This window comes from Pseudoalteromonas sp. S2893, from assembly GCF_005887105.1.
GTDB lineage: Bacteria > Pseudomonadota > Gammaproteobacteria > Enterobacterales > Alteromonadaceae > Pseudoalteromonas > Pseudoalteromonas atlantica.
Genome location: NZ_PNCY01000184.1, coordinates 1 through 204, shown reverse-complemented (window position 1 = coordinate 204; position 204 = coordinate 1). Strand labels below are relative to the sequence as shown.

Genomic DNA, 204 nt, shown 5'->3' with positions numbered 1-204 from the left:
AAGAAATTATTTGTTTTATCTTTAAACAAATTAATTGTTTTTTAAGCACTTAAACAATTTTTTTAAAAAAAAGCTTCACAAAGCCAATGGGTTTCCCTATTATGCAGGCCGTGCGGAGAGATGGCAGAGTGGTCGAATGCACCGGTCTTGAAAACCGGCATAGGTTTGTAGCCTATCTAGGGTTCAAATCCCTATCTCTCCACC

Annotated in this window: 1 tRNA gene; it reads left to right on the top strand. The window is 37.7% G+C overall.

From position 1 onward, the window contains the following. Nucleotides 1–114 precede the first annotated feature (114 nt). A tRNA-Ser gene (locus tag CWC04_RS19615) sits at nt 115–202 on the top strand. The last annotated feature ends 2 nt before the right edge of the window (nt 203–204 follow it).